This is a genomic window from Pseudomonas sp. SIMBA_067 (assembly GCF_046534675.1).
Lineage (GTDB): Bacteria > Pseudomonadota > Gammaproteobacteria > Pseudomonadales > Pseudomonadaceae > Aquipseudomonas > Aquipseudomonas putida.
In genome coordinates, this window is sequence record NZ_JAWRYH010001204.1 from 1 (window position 1) to 241 (window position 241).

Here is a 241-nt window from a genome sequence, read left to right on the forward strand (position 1 = left end):
GGCGGACTGCTTCCCGGTGGAGCACATTCTGGGACGTGACGAGGCCGCACCTAAGCCGAGCCCGGATGGGTTGCTGAAGATTGCCAGTGCCTGGGGCGTGGCGCCGAGCGAGCTGGTGATGGTGGGGGATTACCGGTTCGACCTGGACTGCGGGCGCGCGGCGGGCGCGCGGACGGTGCTGGTGAACTTGCCGGATAACCCATGGCCGGAGCTGGTGGATTGGCATGCTGCCGATTGCCGG

The 241-nt window shown here is 68.0% G+C and carries 1 protein-coding gene; it reads left to right on the top strand.

Going from position 1 to position 241, the window contains the following annotated elements:
* The coding region (locus SB765_RS33105; protein ID WP_410932958.1) for an HAD family hydrolase at positions 1-241 on the top strand (241 nt) is incomplete at both ends.